Origin of the sequence: Thermodesulfomicrobium sp. WS (assembly GCF_027925145.1) — a bacterium.
In the GTDB taxonomy this organism is placed as follows: Bacteria; Desulfobacterota; Desulfovibrionia; order Desulfovibrionales; family Desulfomicrobiaceae; genus Thermodesulfomicrobium.
The window spans coordinates 329,916-348,454 of sequence record NZ_AP027130.1; the positions used below are offsets into that span (position 1 = coordinate 329,916).

The following is an 18,539-nucleotide window of genomic DNA, read 5'->3' on the forward strand; positions in this document are numbered from 1 at the left end:
TGCAGCTGGAAAGGAGGCAATGATGCGCAGCTACCGCAAAGAACTCTGGTTTCATGTGCCCACGCGCCGGGCGTTCATCAACATCACGCAGGAGGTGGAGGTCTGTCTGCGGGAAAGCGGTATTCGGGAAGGCCTCGCGTTGGTGAACGCCATGCACATCACGGCATCGGTCTTCATCAACGATGATGAAGCTGGGCTCCACCACGATTACGAAGCGTGGCTGGAGCGGCTCGCCCCCCATGAACCAGTGCACCAATACCGGCACAACGTGGGGGAAGACAATGCCGACGCCCACATGAAGCGCCAGATCATGGGGCGCGAGGTCGTGGTGGCGGTCACGGAAGGTCGGCTGGATTTGGGACCGTGGGAACAGATCTTTTACGGGGAATTCGACGGCCGCAGAAAAAAGCGTGTGCTGGTCAAAATCATCGGCGAGTGAAGCGCTACGAGACTTCCATCCCATGCCGCCACGCCCACAGCGGTGTGGTGGCGGGTGTGGGCGAAAAATCGTGCAGGATGCCGCAGCACGGCCCGATGCCCGGCGGTACCAGCAGGGGCTTTGCGCCCCAAGGAAGCCTCAGAGAAGGGATGACCGAGGCCGAACGCAGGTGTCCTGCTGGATGGGCCAAGCGGAGGAGCCGGCGCAGCACCCACCAGGGTCCCGCCTGGGGTAAGGAAGGGGCAAAGGGCCTCGCGAGGGCCAGAGTATCCCCAAAGACCAGCATTACCCCGCTATGGGCCACGCGAACGGCCTCGGTGATGACGGCCTGACGATTTTTCGGGGTCATGGCAAAGAGCACGAGGGCGTAGTCCACGGCGTCTTCCTCCCAGGGGAGATGGTCTGGCTGCGCCAGATGGATATCCGCCGTCGTTCCCAGGGATTGCCGCGCTTCGGCCACAATTCTCGCACTGGGCGCCGCCAAGACAACATCAAAACCGCACGACCACAAAAAACGGCAATAGATCCCGGGGTCAGCGCCGATCACCAGAAGACGCCGCCCCCGGCGTGGCCAGGAGGCCATCAAGGTCTCCATCAGCTGCTCAATAGCCCACGAAGTCGTCATGCCAGCCAAAGACGCGGGCCCGGTGATCCCTGCATCGCTCAATCGAACACTGCCCCTTGGGCCGCGGACGCCGCCAGCCGCGCATAGCGGCGCAGCACCGGCGAAGTAATTTCCTTTTGCACCGGTTTCCAGGCGGCTTTGCGCCGGGCAAGTTCCGCTTCGTCCACCATCAGGTCCAAACGCCGGTTGGGAATATCGATGCCAATGGTATCGCCGTCCTGCACCAGGGCGATGGGCCCTGCCTCCGCTGCCTCCGGGCTCACATGGCCGATGGCCGCCCCGCGGGTGCCGCCGCTAAAACGGCCGTCGGTAATGAGGGCCACGCTCTCGCCAAGGCCCATACCCGAGATGGCCGAAGTGGGGGTGAGCATCTCCCGCATGCCTGGGCCGCCTTTGGGGCCTTCGTAGCGGATGACCACCACGTCCCCCGGCTGGATGGCGCCGCCCAAAATCGCCGTCACTGCGGCTTCCTCACCGTCGAACACCCGGGCGCGGGCCTCTCGCTGGAGCATCTCGGCAGCCACGGCCGATTGCTTTACCACAGCCCCATCCGGGGCAAGGCTTCCGCGCAAAATGGCGATACCGCCCTCAGGCGAATACGGATCCGCAGCCGGCCGGATGACATCGGTACGCAGCACCCGGACACCAGCGAGATTTTCTCCCAGGGTCTTTCCCGTGACCGTGGGCACGGAAAGATCGAGGATACCGAGGCCGGCAAGTTCGCTCATGACCGCAGGGATGCCTCCTGCTTCGTGCAGATCTTCGATGTGCTGGGATCCTGCAGGAGAAAGGCGGCACAAGTTGGGGGTGACACGGCTGATGGCATCGAAGAAATCGAGGTCGAGGCGCAGTCCTGCCTCCCGGAACACTGCAGGCAAGTGGAGCACGGTATTGGTGGAACACCCCAAGGCCATGTCCACAGTGACCGCGTTTTTGAGGCTCTTTTCCGTGATGATGTCCCGTGGCCGCACCTCTTGGCGCACCAGATCCATCACCCGTATACCCGCCTCTTTGGCCAGGCGCAGCCGGGCGCTGGTGGCAGCCGGGATGGTCCCGTTGCCCGGCAAGGCGACCCCCAAGGCCTCGCACAAGCAGTTCATGGAATTGGCCGTAAACATGCCGGCGCACGAACCACAGCCCGGGCAGGCGCATTGGGCGAGCTCTTCCAGTTCGGCCTCGGTCATGGCACCGGAGCGCACCTTGCCCACGCCTTCGAACACCGTGATGAGATCCACCGCAGCGCCGCCATGGCGTCCGGCATACATGGGACCACCGCTGACCATGATGCTTGGGATATTGAGGCGGGCCATGGCCATGAGCATGCCGGGAACGACTTTGTCGCAATTGGGGATGAACACCAACCCGTCAAACGGGAGCGCCACGGCACAGATTTCAATGCTATCGGCAATGAGTTCCCGGCTGGGCAAGCTCATGCGCATGCCGGCGTGGTTCATGGCAAGCCCATCGCAGACACCGATGACCGGAAATTCCATGGGAACTCCACCCGCCATACGTACCCCGTCTTTGACTGCCTGCGCGATGGTATGAAGATGCATATGCCCGGGAACAATCTCATTGGCGGAATTGACGACACCAATGAGCGGCCGCCCCATTTCTTCTTGGGTGAGTCCAAGAGCATACAGAAGAGATCGATGTGGCGCTTTTTCGAGTCCAGAAGTCATCACCGAGCTGCGACGCATAACCAACCCCAATTTTTAAAATTGACGAAAAGATAAACACGAACCGAGCATAGAAAAAAGCGTTACTGTTCCAATACACATGAAAATATACGATTGTGGAAGAAAAGAAAACGCAAAAAGCGTTCCTTGAAGCATATTTTGAAGATAGTTATGGATACCATAAAGCATAGCAAGAGCCAAAAGACTCGCCAAAATCCCTTGGGTGGCTGCACTCACCACGAGGGGAACACGCATGAAAAAAGGGCTTGCGCCGATGAGACTCAAAATCTCCAGTTCTTCTCGTTTCGCTGCAATGGTGACCCGTACCGCAACGCCGCTCGCAAGGGCAATCAACGTCAAAAGCACTGCGGCAACAGGAATGAAGAGACGTTTGCTCCAGGCAAACCACGATGCTGCGCCGTCCACCCGCAGGGGATCATAATGGACCTGTTCGACACCAGGAAGCGCAAGCAAACGATCATGCATGGCATGCATCCATGCCCTCGGGTCCACTTCCGGTATGCGGGCATAGACCAACGCGGTATAGGGGAGAGTTGTCTCCAGAGAAAGATTCTCTTCAATGGAAAATCGATCTTTGAGCTTGTTCAGCGCGTCCAGTGGTGTGAACGTCTCCAAGGAAATGACGCCGGGCATCTCGCCAATGGCACTCCAATGCTGAAAAACGGCCTCTTTGGGTGCATCGGGTTTCCAGTAGATTTGAAAAACAACTTCACCTTGAGATGCTTTAATATTTCTGTCGAGATTATAAATAACAAAAAGAAAGGCACTTCCCAAAAAAATAACCACCGTCAGCGAAAGCACGGTTGTCGCCAAGGAAAGCGGAGTCCGAAAAAGATCACGCACTCCTTGGGAAATGAGACGAAAAGGCATCATACGATTCGGCCCTCCTGAATATTCAGGACGCGCGCTTCCGGGACACGTGCAACCATTTCCGGATTATGGGTTGCCAGAAGTACTGTTGTTCCAAATCGATTGAATTGCCGAAAGACATCCATCATGCGCAAAGCAAGGGTACGATCGAGATTCCCCGTGGGTTCATCGGCCAGAAGCACTTTCGGTTTGACCACAATGGCGCGCGCCACGGCAACCCGTTGCTGCTCACCGCCGGAAAGCTCTTCGCAGTGCACATGGATTTTCTCTTCCAGATGCAGGCTTCGTAATACCACCGCCACCCGCTTCTGGATGATATCTTGTGCAGTCCCCCGAACAAACAAAGGCAGTGCAACATTATCAAAGACCGTACGATGAGGGAGTATTTTGAAATCTTGGAAGACGACGCTGACCATGCGGCGCAAAAGGTGTCGGTTCCATGAGGATATTTTGCGGAGTTCCAATCCTGCCACCGAGGCCCTTCCCCGAGTCAGCGGCAGGGCACCATGAAGGATGCGCAGCAGCGTCGTTTTTCCAGATCCCGATGGCCCCATGAGAAACGCAAATTCCCCTTGTCCTAAGGTAAAGGAAACGTCTTGGAGCACCATATGGGCGCCAAAGGCAAAGGAGAGATGAGCAACATCGATCATGGGAAGCCAACTGCAATCATCCGCAGCGGGTAAATCCACATGCTGCGCACAAGAAGCAGCCCTCTTGGAATGTCAATTCTCGTCCACAATCCGGACAAATGGGTTTCACCAGCGTCGTCCTCGATTGCGGGATATTTTCCCCGCCCAGGTAGTGCTGGGCCAATACCCAGGCAACGGCATCGGGAATGGAGAGAAGCATGCCTTTTTTCTGGAATACCGGATGCTCGCCGCCGATGCCTTTGAGCTGCTTGACGATCTCGCGCACGTGGATGCCTGAACGCAGCGCCAAGGACACCAAGCGGCCGATGGCTTCCGCCTTGGCGGTGATGGAGCGGCCAGAACGGCCGATGGTGGCAAAGACTTCAAAGGGACGACCGTCGATCTCGTTGACGGTGAGATAGAGATCTCCCAAGCCAGTCTTTACCTTTTGGGTGAATCCATACACGATATCCGGCCGCTCCATGGGGGTGCACTCCCCCAGAGCTTTGGGCTTGTCTTCTTTGTTGGTAGGGCCGTCTCCAGTACAGAGCACTTGGCTTGCCTTGCAGCCGTCGCGGTACACGGTCACCCCTTTGCAACCTTCCTCGTAGGCCAACATATAGATGGTGCGGATGTCTTCTTCCGTGGCACTATTGGGGAGGTTGACCGTCTTGGAGACGGCATTGTCCGTATGGCGCTGGAAAGCGGCCTGCATCTTCAAATGCCATACAGGCTCGATATCCATTGCCGTCACAAAGACCTGGCGCACCGATTCCGGGAGAAAGGAAAGTCCCTGGACCGAACCCGTGGCAAGCACATGCTCCACAACGGCCTGCTCATCGACTCCATCCACTTCCCGGAGGGCTTCAAGGAAATAGGGATTGATCTCGCGCAGTTTTTCCCCTTCCATGACTTGGCGCACAAAAGCCAGGGCGAAGAGTGGCTCGATACCCGAAGAACATCCCGCTAAGATGGAGAGTGTGCCTGTGGGCGCAATGGTGGTCGTGGTGGCGTTACGGTACGGGCCTTCCCCACGGGCGGCATAGACCGAAGTAGTGTAAGCAGGAAATGGCCCGCGCTCTTCGGCCAGCATTGCGGAAGCCGTTTTGCTCTCGCGCTGGATGAACGCCATGACCTCTTCGGCAAGCTCCAGTGCTTGAGGAGAATCATAGGGAATGCGCAGTTGAAAGAGCATGTCCGCCCATCCCATGACTCCAAGACCGATCTTGCGGTTGCGCTCAACAGTTTCGGTAATGCGGGCAAGGGGATACTGCGACGCATCGATAACATTGTCGAGAAAGCGCACGGCAAGATGGATCGTCTCCCGGAGCTTTTGCCATTGAATCGGGGTGTCCTGTTCATGGTCCACGAATTGTGCAAGATTGATGGATCCAAGATTACACGCCTCGTACGGAAGGAGCGGCTGCTCGCCGCACGGATTGGTGCTTTCGATCTCCCCTTGGTCGGGGGTGGGGTTGTCTCGGTTGATGCGATCAATGAAGATGATGCCTGGATCTCCGCTCTCCCAGGCCTTGCGCACCAAGAGATCGAACACTTCCCGGGCCTTCAAGGTGCGGACGATATTGCCGGTGTGCGGGGCAATGAGAGGATATTCCTCGTCGCGCTCCACCGCCTGCATGAAGGCTTCGGTGAGGGCAACGGAAAGATTGAAATTGTTGAGTTCGCCGTCTTTTTCCTTGGCGCGGATGAAGTCCAGGATATCCGGATGGTCCACCCGCAAAATCCCCATATTGGCCCCGCGCCGGGTGCCTCCCTGCTTCACCTGCTCGGTGGCGGTGTTGAAAATCTTGAGAAAGGAAAGCGGCCCCGAGGCAATGCCTCCGGTGGATCCCACCCGACTTTTGTGCGGCCGCAGCCGAGAAAAGGAAAATCCCGTACCACCGCCGGATTTGTGGATGAGGGCGGCGTGTTTCACGGCATCGAAGATTTCCTCCATGGAGTCGCCCACGGGGAGCACGAAGCAGGCGGCCAGCTGCCCCAGCTCGGTGCCGGCGTTCATCAGGGTCGGAGAATTGGGAAGAAATATCCGGTGCACCATCAGGTCGTAAAAGACCCGGGCCAGTTCGGGTGCTTTCCAGGGCGATTTCGGATAGCGGGTTTCCACGTGGGCAATGGACGAAGCCACGCGCCAGAAAAGTTCCTGCGGAGTTTCCGTGGGTTTTCCTTGAAGATCTTTGCGAAGGTAGCGCTTGGTGAGTACGAGCTCGGCGTTGGCGCAGAGGTGCACCGGCGGCAGATCCGAAGGCATGGGAATGGACATTTTGGATCACCTCAAAAGAAGGAAACGTGGAGACGAAGTGTCCCCCTGTGTAGCCTACCGCCGGGGGAACCGCAATGTGCTCTTCGTTAGGAGGATCTGGAAACAAGAACGCCAACTGTTTGGAAAAGAGAAAAGGTTGTGGAAAAAAGTAGGGGATGTTTCTCTGTTCTTTTTGATAATATTTATTTGAATTTATTTAATAAATTATGAGACGCTCACCAACATGCCAGCCAACACGAGAGACACCGCGGAAGATGAGAGGCTGTCCGGGAACCAGTGAAGCACAATTGCCACGCCTTTGTTCCACAGCTGTTCTTTGGGGAAGCGGTCTTGGTCCTCCTCAGACGGTATGGTCGAGGTGTTTCCAAGGATGACAGAGGGGCATGCCTTTGCTAGGCAGCGATCGCCATATGTATCAGGAGGCCTCATATGCATCTCGTTGCCAATCGTCTCTCGAGTACGAATTTTTGGGCCTGGGTGGCGGTACCGGGATCGGAAGCGCCCCTGCCCTGTCCGGTGCGTATCGAAGAAGCGCCGCGGCGTTTGCGCGTCGGCGATGTGTGTACCGTGCGCAACACCCAAGTGGTGGTCGACGCCGTGAGCATCTGTCCGGACACCCAAGGAATGCTCCACCAATTGGTGGCATGTCGGATCACCTCGGGAAGGCTTGCCCAGGGGGCTTCCACCGTGGAGCTGGCGCGGCCTGGTCTGGCAGTGGCTGTGGTCACCTTGAGCGATAAGGGGTCTCGTGGAGAACGGGAAGATACCAGCGGGCCTGCGGTCTTGGAGCTGCTTCAGGAGTCCCTTTCCGTGACCACCCATGCCATGGTGGTCATCCCTGATGATGCCCCGACGCTCAAGCGCTATCTCATGGACCTCTGCTTGGTGCAGGGATACGATCTCGTCGTCACCAGCGGCGGCACTGGCGTGGCCCCGCGGGACATCACCCCAGAGGTGACCCTGGCGGCTATCGAGCGACGTTTGCCCGGGCTCGAAACCGCCATGATGCTCACTGCCCTGCAAAAAACCCCCCATGCCGCCATTTCCCGGGCAGTGGCAGGCACTTTGGGGGAAAGTATCGTCCTCAATCTCCCCGGAAGTCCCAAGGCTGTCCGAGAAAATTTGGCTGCAGTGCTTGCCGCTTTGCCCCACGCCATCGCCAAGCTCCAGGGAGATGACTCCGACTGTGGTTCCCACCATTGACGTGACCTTTGCCCTGCAGCTGCGCTCTTTTTTCCTCAAGTGTACTGCATCTCGCTTGGGGATTGTCACGGTCTGTCTTTTGACCGTGATTGCTGAGTGGCTCCATCTTTCAGTACGGGAGATGGTCTTTATTCCTCAGCGCCAGTTTTTATACGGAATATTTTTCTTTTTTGGATTTGGGACGAATATCGTCTATCTTTTGCTCCAACGCTGGTTTCTTCATGATCATTGGTTTTTTTCTTCTCAAATTATCATCGATATTGTACTCTCAATATTTTGGATATTTTTGACTGGAGTTACCTTTAGTCCATTTCTTTTTATTATTTTTATAATTGTTTTCTATTATGGAAAATTTCATGGAATAAAAACATCTATAAATATTTCTTTAATTTTTATATTATTGCTTTTTTCTCTTTCATGTTTTCAATTTTATTTTCCTCGTTATTGGGGAGAAGATCATATTCGAGGTTCATATATCGCATACAATTTTTGTATGCTTTGTGTTGGATTTTTGCTTGTCAACGGATTGGTCCGTATCCAAAAACACGGAGAACTGGAGATTTTACGCCGCCTTCATGATCGGGATATGGCCCTCAAAAAGGCGGAAGAGCTTCAACGCAAAGTGTTTCATGGGCTCGACACGTCGTTGGTGCTTCTCGATCCCTATGGCCGCATCACTTCCCTCAATGCCGCGGCCATGGCGGAAGTGGATGCTCCTGGACCCGTGGAAGGGAAACCTTTTTGGGAGGTTTTTCCCGAATTTGCTCCATTTTGGCAGAATCGTCTTCGGCTTCCGGTGCGCAACACCGTGCACAGCCTGGAGCGGGGCAAGGTCTATGGGTTTCGGCTCACCCCCCTTGGTGATGAGGGATGGATCCTGCTTTTCTCCGACATCACGGAAATCCAGCGTCTGGAGCGACAGGTGCAGGAAATGGAGCGCTTGGTGGCGGTGGCGGACTTGGCCGCCGGCCTTGCCCACGAGATGAAAAATCCCCTGGCCGGCATCAAGGCGAGTCTGCAACTGTTCATGGCTGGCGATTTGGAAGAGGCCCATCGCCGTCGGCTGGCCCACGTGGTGGTGCGGGATGTGGATCGCCTGGATGCCTTGGTGCATGATTTTCTCGTCTTTGCCCGGCCTTCGGATCCCTATCTGGAGGAAATTGCACTCGTCCCGTTTTTGCAAGAAACGGCGGAAACCATACGTCTGCGCTATCCCCGGGTGGAAGTGATTCTGCACGTGACGGATGCCGTCTGGGTGTTTGACCGCACCCATTTGCACCACATCGTGAGCAATGTGCTCACCAACGCCTGTCAGGCTGTGGACAGCAAGCCCGATCCCCCCCGGCAGGTGGTGGTGGAAAACACCGAAGGGCCGGAAGTGCAATCCCTTTTGGTGCGTGACACTGGCCCGGGCATGACCGCGGACATGCTGCGCCGCTGCTTTGATCCCTTCGTGACCACCAAACCTCAGGGCACAGGGCTTGGGCTTGCCATTTCCCGGCGTCTGGCCGCACAAAACGGTGCCTTGCTCGAGGTGGCAGCCAATCCCGATGCAGGCGTGACCTTTACCCTGACCCGGCCGAGGACTTCGTGAACGCCCATTATTATACAGATTTCCATATCCATTCCAGGTATTCTCGGGCAACGAGCAAAGAGTTGGATCTCGAGCTTTTGGCCGCATGGGCGGAAGTGAAAGGCATCGCCGTGGTGGCCACGGGAGATTGCCTGCATGGAGCATGGCTTGAGGCCATCGAGGAAGTTTTGGTGCCTGAGGGAAGTGGGCTTTTGTCCCTGCGTCATCCGGAACGCGTGGCCAAGCGTCTTGCCTGGTATCCCACGGCCGTGAACGGTTCCACCCGCTTTCTGCTGAGCACCGAGATCAGCTCCATTTACAAAAAAAACGGCCGCGTCCGCAAAATCCACAATCTGGTATACCTGCCGACACTGGAAGCGGCCAAGGCCTTGCGGGAGCGCCTGCGCAAAGTCGGCAACCTTGATGCCGACGGCCGCCCCATTCTGGGGCTCGACAGCCAAGACCTGCTCGCCATGGTGCTCGATGTCCATGCCGACGCCTTTCTGGTGCCTGCCCATGTGTGGACACCGTGGTTTTCCCTGTTTGGTTCCCAATCGGGATTCGATCACATCGAAGAATGCTTTGGCCCTCTGGCGAGCGAGATCTTTGCCCTGGAAACAGGGCTTTCTTCAGACCCGGACATGAACTGGCTGGTGAGCAGTCTGGATCGCTTCCAGCTCATCTCCAATTCCGATGCCCATTCTGGGGAAAAACTGGGCCGTGAGGCCAATCGTTTTGCCGGGGCCATGGATTTCACCGCCCTGCGCGGGGCCCTTGCCGGTACCAGCAAGCGAGCGCAATTCTTAGGCACGGTGGAGTTTTTCCCGGAGGAGGGAAAATACCACCTCGATGGGCACCGTGCCTGCCAGGTGGTGCTTTCCCCCCGGCAGACCAAAGAACTCCAGGGAATATGTCCCCAGTGTGGAAAACCCCTGACCCTTGGGGTGCTGCACCGGGTCTTCCAATTGGCCGACCGTAACGAGCCGCAACAGCCGGTCACCCATCCGGGATTTGTTTCCGCGATCCCACTGGCAGAGATCATCGCCGAAGTCTTGGGAGTCGGCGTGGCCTCCAAGCGCGTTCAGGAGATGTATGCCCGCGCGATTGCCACCTTGGGTCCGGAGCTCCCGCTGCTCTTGGAAGTGCCGGAAAGCGATCTGCGCCAATTCCATCCGCTGCTCGGGGAAGCCATCTCCCGCATGCGTCAAGGAAAGGTGATCCGCACGCCAGGCTATGATGGGATGTATGGTCGCATCCATACCCTCACCGCCGAAGACCGCGTGCGTTTTGGTCCTGTTGCCCACGACGTCTTGCGCCGCAGCCAGCGCCGTCGCGAAGAAGTGGGAAGGTCCTTGCAGGAGGCCGCGGCAACCCAATCCCCAGACCAAGCTTGGTCCCCCAATGCGGAACAACAAGCCGCCATTGCTGCTTCCGGGCCGGTGCTCGTGAGCGCCGGTCCAGGTACCGGAAAGACCCATACCTTGGTGGCCCGGATCTTAACTTTGGCCAGGCAGGGGACACCGCTTTCGCACATCCTTGTGGTGACCTTTACGCGCAAGGCAGCTCAAGAGCTGCGGGAGCGCCTGCGCGCCCATCTGGGAAGCAGCGCCGATCTCGTGCAGGCCGACACCCTGCACGCCGCGGCTTGGGCTTCCTTGGGGGATGGGCGTTTTCTCCTTGCGGAAGACGAGGCCCAGGCGGTTTTCGCCGCCGCCCATCCAGAGCTTTCCGGCCGGGCGCTGCGTGATGCGTATGCCACCCTGCAGCGGGGCCGGGAAACCCTCTCCGCTTTGCCAGACCCTGCGTACACCGCCCGCAAAGAGCTTCTTGGGGTCTGGGACTATACGGACCTTTTGGAGCACTGGTTGGCATTGCTGCGCCAGGGACACCATCGGCGATTTGCTCACGTGCTCGTGGACGAGGCCCAGGACCTTTCACCGTTGCAATGGCGCATCGTCGGGCAGCTGGCGCGGGAAGATGGTTCTGGGGTGTTTCTCATTGGAGATGCCGATCAGTCCATCTACGGGTTTCGCGGATCAGCCCCCATGGAGGATGCCGCGCGCGCCCTCTGGCCGGGGTTGCAGGTGGTGCGCTTGACGCAGAACTACCGCAGCGCGCCGCAGATTCTCCGCGTGGCGGCCCCCTTTTCTTGTCATCCCATGCTTCAGCCCGTGTTCCACCACGTGGGAGAGGTGCGCCTGGGGAGCTTTGCCCACGCCGAGCAAGAAGCCCGCTGGATCGCCAGCACCATCGCCGCCATGGTGGGGCAGTCCGGCCATTGGCAGATGGACGGTAACGGTGCGGCAGAACCTTTGGCCTTGGAGGATGTGGCCATTTTGGTGCGGGCCCAGAGCCTGATGCCTCCCGTGGAAACCGCCTTGCGCGAGGCCGGGGTGCCGGTGTACCGGGCCGAAGGCGAGCCCATGTGGAATCATCCGGTGGTGCGTATGGTGCTCGATACGGCGCGCCAGGCCCTTGCCGGGGAGCTTGCGGTGGACGGCGGCATCCTTGCCGGTGGACCTTCGGCCATCGTGCACTGGCTGCACGCGCAGGGGAAGATGCCGCAAGTCTCCCAAAGTTCCCCTATGGAGGAGCTCCTTGGACGCTACCGCGAGGCAGGATCGTGGGAACGCCTCCTTTCCCAGCTCCAGCTGGATATGGCCAATCATGCGGTCTTTCGCGCTGCCCAAAAGGTGGCGCTTCTGACCATTCATGGATCCAAGGGGCTGGAGTTCCATACGGTTTTTGTGCCGTGCCTCGAAGACGGGCTGCTGCCGTGGGCGGAGAGCCCTGAGGATGAAGAAATGCGCATCTTCTACGTTGCCCTTACCCGAGCCAAGCGGCGTCTTGTGCTCACCTCTTCTCGGCAGCGCCGTCTGTGGGGAAAGGTGCAGACCATGGCGCCGTCGCGGTTTCTTTCCCAGATTCCCAACGATGTGGTGCGATTTGTGGATACACGCACCAAAGTCGTCTCCCGGCAATTGGTGTTTCCATGAACGTGTTTCGCCGTGCAGCCCCTTCGTGTGTGTATCCGCTTCCCGTTGGATCGGCGTGTGCGCGCCTGGCCGGCGTGGTGCCTGAAGTGGCGCTCATGTTTTTGGAGACCGAGGCGTGTCTCGCGTACGGCGAGGAGGACCTTCCCCCGGATCTTGCCACCCTTCCCCTGCGCTATCACGTGCACTTGCCGCTGGATGTGCCATGGGAGCGCGGTGTGGAGGCCGCGGGAGCGGCCATCGAGGCCTTGGTCCACAAGGCCGCCTTCGTCAGCCCGCACGCCTTGGTGCTGCATCCGCCATCGCCCGACCAGCTCGAAGGGCTTCTGGAGCGCTCTCCCAAGCTGGCGGCGTCCCTGGTCCTCGAAAACGTTCCTGGAGCCGACCTTGCGGCCGTGTGGCCGCTGATCGAGGCATATAACCTTGGGGTGTGTTTGGATGTGGGGCACCTCGTCACCTATGGCCAGCACCGTATCCTCGACCTGCCGGGTTTCTTTTCCCGCGTCCGTCTGCTGCACGTCTACGGCGGCGAACCTTCAGGGCGACACCTGCCCCTTGGGGCGTTTCCGGACCCAGAACTCTTGCGGCAGATGCTCTGCGCCACCGCTGCCTGCGCGGCAGCCACACCGGTGTCGTTGGTGCTGGAAGTCTTTTCCTGGTCCCATTGGGAGGCGAGCATGACAACCCTTTCCCAATGGGCGCAGGCGTGGGGGCTTTCGTGGTCGAGCTGATTTTAGGCGGCGCTGCTTCGGGCAAATCCCGTTTTGCCGTGGAGCGGCTGCTTGCTCTTCCTCATCCGGTCTTGCTCGCCACGGGCAAGGCCCATGACCTTGGCTTTCGAGAGCAGATCGAGGCGCACCGCCGAGAGCGTCCGGGGCATTTGCCGGTGGTGGAGTGTGGCGTGCATCTGGCGACAGCGCTCAGGAGTCTGCAAGGGGCGTCCGTCTTGGTGGAGAGCCTCGATTTTTGGGCCTTTGCCGCCCTGGATGCCGGGGTGTGGTCTTCCGAGAGCGCGGCGTTGATCGAGACAGTGGAAAACTGGCGGCAGGGGCGGCTTCTTATGGTATCTCAGGAAATGGGGCTTTCTCCCCTGGTCATGGATGCTGGAGCCCGGACTTTGGCCCGTGCCCTGGGGGGGCTGCACCAGAAGCTTGCGGCCGTGTGCCAGCACGTCTATCTGGTGGTGGCTGGGTTCCCCCAAACCCTCAAGTGAGGCCGGTATGGCATACTTTCGCAAGCTTGGGCCAAAGCTGGAGAAGCTTCTCGATCTCTTGGATAAAAATGAGCGGTGGCTCATTGTGATCGTTGCCGATCCGGACGCCATGGCCTCGGCCATGGCACTCAAACGCATCATGGCCGGCCGTGTGCGGGAGGTAGGCATTGCCCATGTGAACGAGATTTCCCGGCCGGACAATTTGGCCATGATGCGTCTTCTGCGCATCCCTACCAAGAAATACACCCCGCTGCTTCGCGCTCAGTACGACCGTTTCGCCTTGGTGGATTCCCAGCCGCACCACAATACCCAGCTCGCGGAGATCCCTTTTTCTTTGGTCATCGACCATCACCCCAAAGCAGCCGATGTGCCGGTGCAAGCGGATTTTGTGGAAATCGTTTCCGAATACGGCGCTAATTCCACGATCATGACCGAATATCTCTATAATCTCGATATCCGACCGGGAAAGCTCTTAGCCACTGCTTTGCTCTACGGGATCAAGACCGATACACAAAGCTTTGAGCGCGATTTCCATGATATCGATATGCGGGCATTCCGGTATCTTGCGAAATTTTACCATCGTCCACTACTCCATAAAATTATCCGTTCGGAATTCAAATTGGAGTGGCTCACCTATTTTGCCCAAGCATTCCGTAAAATACGTGTTTTTGGAAAAGCCATATTCATCTTCATGGGCAAAGTAGAATCCAGCGATATTTTGGTTATTCTCGCGGATTTTTTCCTTCGGGTCCATGGGGTTTCTGCAACTATTGTCAGCGGTATTTTTCAAGATCGATTGATTGTTGTCTTTCGTGGCGATGGATTGCGTCAGGATATGGGCAAATATGCCCAGCGCCTCTTTGGTGAATTTGGTTCTGCAGGCGGGCACCGCACCATGGCCCGGGCGGAGATCCCCTTGGCCAATGTCAGTGACCAGCATGTGAGCCAATTTGTATGGGACCGCTTGCAGGCGTGTGCCTGGAAACGCAAAGAGGATGGTCCATGCCGGTAGCCGCCTCTTTGGGGTGGAGTACCCCGCCGCTCTTTTTGGTGGATGGCCACGCCTTCATCCATCGCGGCTTTCATGCCTATCCGGATTTTCGCGCCCCGGATGGCTTTCCCACCAGCGCCCTGTTTTTCGTCCTGCGCATCCTTTTGAAGATCCTGCGCGAAGAGGCCCCCACCCATCTCGCCTTTGTCATGGAAGGCCGCGGCCCCACCTTTCGGCATGCGCGCTTTGCGGACTACAAGGCCGGCAGACCCTCCATGGCCGAAGATTTGGCCCTGCAGATCCCTGCCATTCGCGAGGCGGTGGCGCACCTAGGCATCCCGGTGCTCTCCCAAGATGGCTGCGAGGCCGATGACGTGCTTGCCAGTTTGGCGGCGCGGTTTGCCGCCCACGGGGTGGTCTTGGTGGGTGCGGATAAGGATTTGTGCCAGTGTCTTGGGCCATCGGTGGTGCTGTGGGACCCTGCGGGTCGGGGCGAACGGATCCTGCAGGCCGCGGACGTGCAGACCACCTATGGCGTTACGGCGGCGCAGTGGCCGGATTTTCAGGCGCTCACCGGCGATAGTGTGGACAACATCCCCGGGGTGCCCCGGGTGGGGCCCAAGACCGCGGCCCGCTGGCTGCGCCAGTTTCCGGATCTGGAGTCCTTGTGCGCCAACCTCCACCAACTGCCGCCCAAGGAGCAGCAATTGCTCGTACCCCATGTGGAGGACGTGTTCGTCTATCGGGAGCTCACCACCCTGCGCACGGACTGTGTCCCGGAGATCACCTGGGAAGATTTGGCGCGACGGCCCATGGACCCGAAGGCGGTGGCCGCCTTGGTGCAGCGCTTTGGCTTTCGCTCCCTGGAAGCCGAACTGGAGGAATTTGTGGATAGCTCCTCTGCGCCGCGGCAGCGCCCTGCACCGATGGCAGGGCGACTGGCTTCGTGGGAGGATCTGCCGGACCTTTCCGGTCAGGCGGTTGCCTTTTGGATTGAAGACGACGTGACGGAGCTTGCCGCAGGAGAGCACTTGTGGCGTGTACCTGGTCCGCCGCCGCGAGGCGCCTTGGAGCGGGTCATGGGCACCGTGGTTTCCTCCAAGGAGCTGCGCCGGGCAGGATGGGAGATGGATGCGTGGGCCGCGGTATGGGACGTGGAACTCATGGCCTATCTCCTCGATCCCGAAGCCCGGGACTATTCCTGGCCGCGCTTGGCAGGGCAATTTTTGGGGGACACTGCTGCTGCCGGCGCCCGCGCCGTGGCCCAGGCCGGGGAAGTGCTGCGTGAGCGCCTTGCGGCTGCGGGGCTCGTGGATCTGTACTTGCGGTTGGAGCTGCCGCTGGTGCGGGTGCTCGTGGCCATGGAGGCGCGCGGCATTGCCTTGGACGGGGCGCGGTGTGCGAGGTTGCTGGAGCAGGTAGAGGCCCGCTTGGAGGATTTGACCCAGCGCATCTATGCTGCTTCTGGAACGCAGTTCAACATCCGATCCAACCAACAGCTCGCTTATGTGCTCTACGACCAATTGGGGCTGCCTGCGCCGCGCAAGACCGCAGGCGGGGCGCGCTCCACGGCGGTGGAGGCCCTGGAGGCGATCCGCCATGCCCACCCTGTGGTGGAGATGGTCTTGGAGTTTCGCATGCTCGAGAAGCTGCGCTCCACCTATCTCGTGCCGCTTCCGGCCGCTGCCGACGCCACAGGCCGCATCCACACCACCTTCAACCACCTGGCCACGGCCACCGGTCGCCTTTCCAGCAGCGACCCCAACCTCCAGAACATCCCCATCCGTGGGCCGCTGGGCGCCCCGGTGCGGGCCTGCTTCGTGGCCCCGCCGGGGAAGGCGCTCATCGCTGCGGACTATTCGCAAATCGAATTGCGCGTGCTCGCCCACTTGAGCGCGGACCCTGCGCTTACCGCGGCCTTTGCAAAGGGAGAAGACATCCATACGCGTACCGCCAGCCTGCTTTTCGATCTTTCGCCAGAGGAAGTCGGCAAAGAAGAACGGCGCCGCGCCAAGACCATCAATTTTGGGTTGCTCTACGGCATGGGTCCGGCCAAACTGGCCCGCGAGCTCGGGATTTCCCAGAAGGAAGCCAAGGCCTTTATCGCGCGCTACTTCGAAAAATTGGGTGGAGTGCGGGAGTTTTATTCGATGGTGGAAGAGTCCGCCCGGCGCCAGGGGTATGTGCTCACCTTGGCGGGACGGCGTCGGCTGCTTCCAGGTATGACCTCGGCAAATCCCGCGGTCCTTCAGGCCGCCCGGCGTATGGCCATCAACACCGTGGTGCAGGGATCGGCGGCGGACATCATCAAAATGGCCATGCTCCAGGTGGAGGAGGATGCCACGGTGCGCCAGCTGGGGGGCGCGCTGCTTTTGCAGGTGCACGATGAACTCGTCCTGGAGGCCCCTACGGCTACGGCCCAGGCGGTGGGCGAGCGGGTGGCGGCCATCATGACTTCCGTGGTCTCCTTGCAGGTCCCCCTGGTGGTGGATTTCGGCATTGGTCCGGACTGGGCCGCTGCCCATGGATAGGATTTGTGCAGATTCGATAAACCCAAGGATTGCGACACCAATGGAACATAAATTGCGACTCCTGACCCCAGGCCCCACTCCGCTGCCCGAAGCCGTGCGTTTGGCTTTGGCCCAGGATATGATCCATCATCGCAAGGCCGCTTTCGTGGAGCTCATGCACGAGCTCCAACCGCGCCTCATGCGGCTCTTTGGCACGGCCCAGCCGGTGTTGCCCCTTTCGTGCTCCGGCACCGGGGCGATGGTGGCGGCGGCCGCAAGCCTCTTTGCCCCGGGGGAAAAGGTCGTGGTGGTGGAAGGCGGAAAATTCGGCGAGCGCTGGCGGGAGATCGCCGAGAGCTTGGGGCTTGTGGTGACGGTGCTTGCCGTGCCCTGGGGCACGGCTGTGGACCCGCAGGAGCTGCGTGCGCTCCTGGATGCGGACCCGAGCATTGCGGGGGTGCTGGTGCAGGTCTCCGAGACGTCCACCGGAGTGCTCCATCCCGTGCGCGAACTTGCCGCCATCACCCGGCAGCGTCCGGTGCTCTTGGTGGCGGACGGCATCTCTGCGGTCGGGGTTTCTCCGTGTCCCATGGACGCCTGGGGGATCGACGCCCTGCTCACCGGATCGCAAAAAGGCCTCATGCTGCCGCCGGGTCTGGCCTTGGTGGCCCTTTCCGAGCGCGCCTGGGCCAAGGCGGAGTCCTTGGGGCCGCGGCATTTCTATTTCAACCTGCTTGCCGAACGTGCCAAGTCCCGGCAGGGCCAGACCCTCTTTACCTCGCCGGTGAATCTCTTGCGGGGCCTGGCCGTCAGCCTTGCACTCTTTGAAGAAGCGGGCATGGAGCAGGTCTTTCGCAAGCAATGGGCGCTGACCTGCATGGCGCGGCAGGGGGCGCTGAGCCTGGGTCTGGAACCCTTGGCCAAGACGCATTTCACTTGGGGGCTCACCGCCGTGCGCCTGCCTGCTGGGGTGGACGGGGGCCGGGTGCTGAAGTCCGCGGCCAAGCGGGGCGTGGTCATGGCTGGCGGGCAAGGCCCGCTCAAAGGGAGGATTGTGCGCCTTGGCCATATGGGGCATGTGGATTTCGGCGATCTTCTGGCCGGGCTTTACGCCTTGCGTCAGGGCCTCATGGAGGCCGGTGGCTTCAGCGCAGCCCGATCGTACTTGGAGGATGCCATAGCGGCGTACGAAGCCGCCCTGCAGGCAGGACTGCCCGAGGAGGCGCTATGAGCACCCAAGAAGACCTTTCGTGCGTGTGCAAGGAACTTCCGCAAGTGGATTTTTCCACCTTTGTGCTCTCCATGGCCTCGACGGCCCTGGTGCACCTTGGCGAAGTCCCGGAACCGGAAAGCGGTGCGATCCGTACCGATTTGATCGCCGCCAAACAGACCATCGATATTCTGTGTATGCTGCAATGCAAAACCAAAGGGAATTTGACGGATTCGGAAAATCGGCTGCTCATGGATCTGCTCTATGAGCTGCGGCTCAAGTATGTGCAGCGGGCAGGATAG

General features: G+C 59.4%; 15 protein-coding genes. 10 read left to right on the top strand and 5 right to left on the bottom strand.

The genetic code is table 11. From position 1 onward, the window contains the following. Window positions 1–22 precede the first annotated feature (22 nt). Window positions 23–439 (top strand): secondary thiamine-phosphate synthase enzyme YjbQ, encoded by a 417-nt coding sequence (locus QMF81_RS01705; protein ID WP_281752901.1) that lies wholly within the window; start codon window positions 23–25, stop codon window positions 437–439. Window positions 440–443: 4 nt separating this feature from the next. On the opposite strand, the gene QMF81_RS01710 is transcribed toward QMF81_RS01705, so the two are convergent. Genes QMF81_RS01710 through QMF81_RS01730 form a run of 5 tightly spaced genes read right to left on the bottom strand, consistent with a single transcriptional unit; the run spans window position 444 to window position 6,544 of the window. Then, window positions 444–1,064: a methyltransferase domain-containing protein gene (locus tag QMF81_RS01710; RefSeq protein WP_281751416.1), complete on the bottom strand. Its 621-nt coding sequence runs from the start codon at window positions 1,062–1,064 to the stop codon at window positions 444–446. A 38-nt stretch (window positions 1,065–1,102) separates the two neighbouring features. Further along, on the bottom strand, window positions 1,103–2,764 hold the full coding sequence (ilvD, locus tag QMF81_RS01715) for a dihydroxy-acid dehydratase (RefSeq protein ID WP_281751418.1): 1,662 nt from the start codon (window positions 2,762–2,764) through the stop codon (window positions 1,103–1,105). Between the two features lie 15 nt (window positions 2,765–2,779). Further along, window positions 2,780–3,637, bottom strand: a complete 858-nt coding sequence (locus QMF81_RS01720; protein WP_281751419.1) for a hypothetical protein — start codon at window positions 3,635–3,637, stop codon at window positions 2,780–2,782. After that, on the bottom strand, window positions 3,634–4,284 hold the full coding sequence (locus QMF81_RS01725) for an ATP-binding cassette domain-containing protein (RefSeq protein WP_281751439.1): 651 nt from the start codon (window positions 4,282–4,284) through the stop codon (window positions 3,634–3,636). Before QMF81_RS01725 ends, QMF81_RS01720 begins: the two co-directional genes overlap by 4 nt. A 16-nt stretch (window positions 4,285–4,300) precedes the next feature. After that, window positions 4,301–6,544 carry a vitamin B12-dependent ribonucleotide reductase gene (locus QMF81_RS01730; RefSeq protein WP_281751441.1) on the bottom strand — a complete coding sequence of 748 codons (2,244 nt, stop codon included), beginning with the start codon at window positions 6,542–6,544 and terminating at the stop codon, window positions 4,301–4,303. A gap of 429 nt (window positions 6,545–6,973) precedes the next feature. Between QMF81_RS01730 and QMF81_RS01735 the strand changes: the two genes are divergently transcribed. From QMF81_RS01735 to QMF81_RS01775, 9 genes are all read left to right on the top strand, one after another. After that, window positions 6,974–7,747, top strand: a complete 774-nt coding sequence (locus tag QMF81_RS01735; RefSeq protein WP_281751443.1) for a MogA/MoaB family molybdenum cofactor biosynthesis protein — start codon at window positions 6,974–6,976, stop codon at window positions 7,745–7,747. A gap of 586 nt (window positions 7,748–8,333) precedes the next feature. Beyond that, window positions 8,334–9,341, top strand: coding sequence for an ATP-binding protein (locus QMF81_RS01740; protein ID WP_281751445.1), 1,008 nt, complete (start codon window positions 8,334–8,336; stop codon window positions 9,339–9,341). Continuing rightward, window positions 9,338–12,316, top strand: coding sequence for a UvrD-helicase domain-containing protein (locus QMF81_RS01745; protein WP_281751447.1), 2,979 nt, complete (start codon window positions 9,338–9,340; stop codon window positions 12,314–12,316). Before QMF81_RS01740 ends, QMF81_RS01745 begins: the two co-directional genes overlap by 4 nt. Continuing rightward, on the top strand, window positions 12,313–13,044 hold the full coding sequence (gene cbiR / locus QMF81_RS01750; protein ID WP_281751449.1) for a cobamide remodeling phosphodiesterase CbiR: 732 nt from the start codon (window positions 12,313–12,315) through the stop codon (window positions 13,042–13,044). The genes QMF81_RS01745 and cbiR overlap by 4 nt, the downstream gene beginning before the upstream one ends. Further along, window positions 13,032–13,526 carry a bifunctional adenosylcobinamide kinase/adenosylcobinamide-phosphate guanylyltransferase gene (locus QMF81_RS01755; RefSeq protein ID WP_281751451.1) on the top strand — a complete coding sequence of 165 codons (495 nt, stop codon included), beginning with the start codon at window positions 13,032–13,034 and terminating at the stop codon, window positions 13,524–13,526. Before cbiR ends, QMF81_RS01755 begins: the two co-directional genes overlap by 13 nt. 7 nt (window positions 13,527–13,533) lie before the next feature. Continuing rightward, window positions 13,534–14,538: a phosphoesterase gene (locus QMF81_RS01760; protein WP_281751453.1), complete on the top strand. Its 1,005-nt coding sequence runs from the start codon at window positions 13,534–13,536 to the stop codon at window positions 14,536–14,538. Next, complete coding sequence (locus QMF81_RS01765) at window positions 14,529–17,048, top strand: DNA polymerase I (RefSeq protein ID WP_281751455.1); 2,520 nt, start codon at window positions 14,529–14,531, stop codon at window positions 17,046–17,048. The genes QMF81_RS01760 and QMF81_RS01765 overlap by 10 nt, the downstream gene beginning before the upstream one ends. 40 nt (window positions 17,049–17,088) lie before the next feature. Further along, a complete protein-coding gene (locus QMF81_RS01770; RefSeq protein ID WP_281751457.1) occupies window positions 17,089–18,258 on the top strand; it encodes an alanine--glyoxylate aminotransferase family protein in 1,170 nt (389 codons plus the stop codon). After that, window positions 18,255–18,539 (top strand): DUF1844 domain-containing protein, encoded by a 285-nt coding sequence (locus tag QMF81_RS01775; protein ID WP_281751459.1) that lies wholly within the window; start codon window positions 18,255–18,257, stop codon window positions 18,537–18,539. The genes QMF81_RS01770 and QMF81_RS01775 overlap by 4 nt, the downstream gene beginning before the upstream one ends.

Coding starts and splice junctions, on each gene's coding strand:
- QMF81_RS01705 (WP_281752901.1), top strand. CDS start 23: ATGCGCAGCTACCGCAAAGAACTCTGGTTTCATGTGCCCACGCGCCGG.
- QMF81_RS01710 (WP_281751416.1), bottom strand. CDS start 1,064: ATGACGACTTCGTGGGCTATTGAGCAGCTGATGGAGACCTTGATGGCC.
- ilvD (WP_281751418.1), bottom strand. CDS start 2,764: ATGCGTCGCAGCTCGGTGATGACTTCTGGACTCGAAAAAGCGCCACAT.
- QMF81_RS01720 (WP_281751419.1), bottom strand. CDS start 3,637: ATGATGCCTTTTCGTCTCATTTCCCAAGGAGTGCGTGATCTTTTTCGG.
- QMF81_RS01725 (WP_281751439.1), bottom strand. CDS start 4,284: ATGATCGATGTTGCTCATCTCTCCTTTGCCTTTGGCGCCCATATGGTG.
- QMF81_RS01730 (WP_281751441.1), bottom strand. CDS start 6,544: ATGTCCATTCCCATGCCTTCGGATCTGCCGCCGGTGCACCTCTGCGCC.
- QMF81_RS01735 (WP_281751443.1), top strand. CDS start 6,974: ATGCATCTCGTTGCCAATCGTCTCTCGAGTACGAATTTTTGGGCCTGG.
- QMF81_RS01740 (WP_281751445.1), top strand. CDS start 8,334: ATGGCCCTCAAAAAGGCGGAAGAGCTTCAACGCAAAGTGTTTCATGGG.
- cbiR (WP_281751449.1), top strand. CDS start 12,313: ATGAACGTGTTTCGCCGTGCAGCCCCTTCGTGTGTGTATCCGCTTCCC.
- QMF81_RS01760 (WP_281751453.1), top strand. CDS start 13,534: ATGGCATACTTTCGCAAGCTTGGGCCAAAGCTGGAGAAGCTTCTCGAT.
- QMF81_RS01765 (WP_281751455.1), top strand. CDS start 14,529: ATGCCGGTAGCCGCCTCTTTGGGGTGGAGTACCCCGCCGCTCTTTTTG.
- QMF81_RS01770 (WP_281751457.1), top strand. CDS start 17,089: ATGGAACATAAATTGCGACTCCTGACCCCAGGCCCCACTCCGCTGCCC.
- QMF81_RS01775 (WP_281751459.1), top strand. CDS start 18,255: ATGAGCACCCAAGAAGACCTTTCGTGCGTGTGCAAGGAACTTCCGCAA.